This window comes from Dolichospermum sp. UHCC 0260, from assembly GCF_009711985.1.
Classification (GTDB): domain Bacteria; phylum Cyanobacteriota; class Cyanobacteriia; order Cyanobacteriales; family Nostocaceae; genus Dolichospermum; species Dolichospermum lemmermannii.
Genome location: NZ_VIKZ01000106.1, coordinates 1 through 3,222, shown reverse-complemented (window position 1 = coordinate 3,222; position 3,222 = coordinate 1). Strand labels below are relative to the sequence as shown.

Annotated in this window: 4 protein-coding genes; all 4 read left to right on the top strand. The window is 38.3% G+C overall.

The window, feature by feature from the left end; all coding sequences use genetic code 11:
• Positions 1-183: 183 nt before the first annotated feature.
• Positions 184-678 (top strand): LptA/OstA family protein, encoded by a 495-nt coding sequence (locus FJR08_RS22495; protein WP_168634641.1) that lies wholly within the window; start codon positions 184-186, stop codon positions 676-678.
• A 27-nt stretch (positions 679-705) separates the two neighbouring features.
• Positions 706-1,434: an LPS export ABC transporter ATP-binding protein gene (gene lptB / locus FJR08_RS22490; RefSeq protein WP_015078307.1), complete on the top strand. Its 729-nt coding sequence runs from the start codon at positions 706-708 to the stop codon at positions 1,432-1,434.
• 105 nt (positions 1,435-1,539) lie between these two features.
• On the top strand, positions 1,540-2,655 hold the full coding sequence (locus FJR08_RS22485; RefSeq protein WP_168634642.1) for an LptF/LptG family permease: 1,116 nt from the start codon (positions 1,540-1,542) through the stop codon (positions 2,653-2,655).
• Between the two features lie 82 nt (positions 2,656-2,737).
• A partial coding sequence (locus tag FJR08_RS22480; protein ID WP_168634640.1) for a response regulator transcription factor occupies positions 2,738-3,222 on the top strand: 485 nt, incomplete at its 3' end.

Below are 3,222 nucleotides of genomic sequence, written 5' to 3'. Positions count from 1 at the left end.
ATTTGCTTAATTTTTGGTGGATGTGTCAGACTTGATAATTCGGTAACAATTAACAAATTTTTGCCAGTTGTGAGCAAAGGTTCTGGAAGCGAAACTTAAAGTTTAAAAAACCGTCCATTTTTGCTATAGGACTCATATTTGATTTTTATCTCCCTGTTCCCCGTTCCCCGTTCCCTAATTACTATGATACCTCCTTATCAATTGCTAAAATCACAGATCCGCCGCTTAGGATTGGCCTTGGTACTGCCAATTTCCCTTTTAGGTGTAGCAGGATTGCCTACCCAATTGCCACCAGCTACAGCCCAATCTGGGGGGAATCGTCCCCTGACTATCCGCTCTGATACTCAAGAATATGACGCGAAAACCCAAGTAATTACTGCCCGTGGTAATGTGCAAATGGTGTATCCGGCTCGTCAAATTCAAGCCACATCTGCTCAAGCTCAATATTTTAGTAAAGAAAAACGGATTGATTTCAGTGGGAATGTTTACATTTTGCAACAAGGTAGCAATAGTATTCGCGCGGAAAAAGTCACTTATTTAATTGATGAAGGTAAATTTATCGCCTTACCCCAATCTAATCGTCAGGTAGAATCTACATATATGGTGGAGGATGCCAATCCCAGTAGACAAACTACTAAACCGGCACCAAAAACTCCAGCCCTAAAACGTTCTAATTAGTATCTACAACCTAGATAAAACCTCATAGTGAAAATTGTTTTAGAGAATATTCACAAATCTTACGGTAAACGATTAATTGTGAATCGCGTGAATCTTTCCGTTAGCCAGGGTGAAATTGTCGGTTTACTAGGTCCCAATGGGGCTGGGAAAACGACAACATTTTATATTGCTACAGGTTTAGAAAAACCCAATCATGGTAAAGTTTGGTTAGATAATTTTGATATTACTAATTTTCCTATGCACAAAAGGGCTAGATTAGGTATTGGTTATTTAGCTCAAGAACCAAGTGTATTTCGTCATCTTTCAGTGCAAGATAATATTCTCCTAGTATTTGAGCAAACTCAAGTTCCCAGGAGGGAATGGAGACAACGACTACATACTTTATTGCAGGAATTTCGCTTAGAAAAGGTAGCTCTTAGCAAAGGTATTCAACTTTCTGGTGGGGAACGACGACGCACAGAATTAGCAAGAGCTTTAGCCGCAGGTAAAGAGGGACCGAAATTTCTGTTTTTAGATGAACCTTTTGCTGGAGTTGATCCCATTGCTGTATCTGAAATTCAGGAGATTGTCAGCCAATTACGCGATCGCGGTATGGGCATTTTAATTACAGATCATAATGTCCGCGAAACCCTGGCCATTACAGATCGGGCTTACATCATGCGCGAAGGACAAATTCTCGCTTTTGGTAATGCTGATGAACTCTACAATAACCCCTTGGTACGACAATATTATTTAGGTGATAATTTCGCAGTTTAAACTTTGCGCCTTTGCTCCTTCCCGTCTTTGCGCGAAACATAAATTATGATATATAAACAGTTTAAACCCTTCTCTAATTTCATTTCCCTATTTTCATTTTCCATCATGGATCGCTACTTGGCGATGCAATTAATTTCACCATTTTTATTTGGTGTCGGTGCATTTACTTCTGTAGTTTTAGCAATTGATAGTTTATTTGAATTATTACGAAAAGTTGTAGAATCTGGGCTACCGCTGAATATTGCTTTAGAGATTTTCTTATTAAAGCTACCTTATGTCATGGTTTACTCTTTCCCCATGTCCACTTTGTTAGCTACTTTAATGACCTATAGTCGCCTGTCTAGCGAAAGTGAATTAATTGCTTTACGTGGGTGTGGAGTTAGTGTTTATCGGATGGTTTTTACGGCTGTAGTGTTAAGTTTTGCCGTCACGATCATGACTTATATATTTAATGAGCAAATTGCCCCTGCGGCAAATTATAAGGCTACTATTACCCTAGCACAAGCCCTCAAGTCAGACCAACCTTCCTTTAAACAACAAAATATTTACTATCCTGAATATCGAGAATTTAAAGAAGCAGATGGTAGTAAAAATAAAATACTTTCTCGCTTATTTTATGCTGACCAATTTGATGGTAAGCAAATGAAAGGTTTAACAATTATAGATCGTTCTCGCGGCGGAGTTGATCAAATTGTTGTTTCCGAATCAGCTAAATGGAACGGTCAAAAACAAGTTTGGGATTTTTACAATGGGACTATCTATTTGGTAGCAACTGATCGCTCTTATCGGAATATTTTACGCTTTGAACATCAGCAATTACAACTCCCGCGCACGCCTTTAACCTTAGCCGAAAATAGCCGAGACTATGGCGAAATGAATATTTCTCAAGCCCTAGAACAACTAGAAATAGAACGTTTGGGTGGTAATGATCAGAAAATTCGCAAGCTCCAAGTGCGAATTCAACAAAAAATCGCCTTTCCCTTTGTTTGCGTTATTTTTGGTTTAGTTGGCTCAGTCATGGGTAGCATCCCTCAACGCACTGGACGCGGGACAAGTTTTGGTATTAGTGTGATTGTGATTTTCAGTTATTATTTACTATTATCTGTTTCTGGAGCTTTAGCACAGGCTGGTATACTTTCTCCCATAATTGGTGCTTGGTTGCCCAATTTATTTGGATTAGTAACGGGTTTATTTTTATTAATCCGAGTGGCCCAGAGATAAGTTATCTAGATATTAAGTTTTTTTAGTCATAATTTCAGCAACAAAAGGCTATATATTATTTAATATCTAGCAGCATTTCGATATGAGTAAAATTCGCATTGTCGTTATTGAAGATCATTACCTCACTCGCTTCTCTATTTGCAAAGCATTACAACAAAAAAACGAAATTGAAGTAGTTGGAGAAGCTGGTAATGCCCGTCATGGTCTAATAATGTTAAAGAAGCTACAGCCAGATGTGGCAATTGTGGATATAGGTTTACCAGATCAAGATGGGATTGAATTAACCAAGGAAATTAAAGCGATCGCTAATCATCGTCAATTATCAAATACAAAGGTATTAATTCTAACGTCATCTGATAATAAAGCATCTGTACTTGCAGCCTTTAGCGCTGGTGCAGATTCCTACTGTATGAAAGATATCCGGTTTGATAATTTACTCGAAGCTATACGGGTAACTGCTGATGGTAATCCTTGGATTGATCCGATGATTGCTCGGATTATTTTAGAAAAGGCACAGCAGAAGACACATTTTGTCCAATCCAATGATAATAAACCACCTGTTAACTC

Excerpts from the sequence above, each read along its gene's own strand:
- FJR08_RS22485 (WP_168634642.1), top strand. The coding sequence starts at position 1,540 with ATGGATCGCTACTTGGCGATGCAATTAATTTCACCATTTTTATTTGGT.
- FJR08_RS22495 (WP_168634641.1), top strand. The coding sequence starts at position 184 with ATGATACCTCCTTATCAATTGCTAAAATCACAGATCCGCCGCTTAGGA.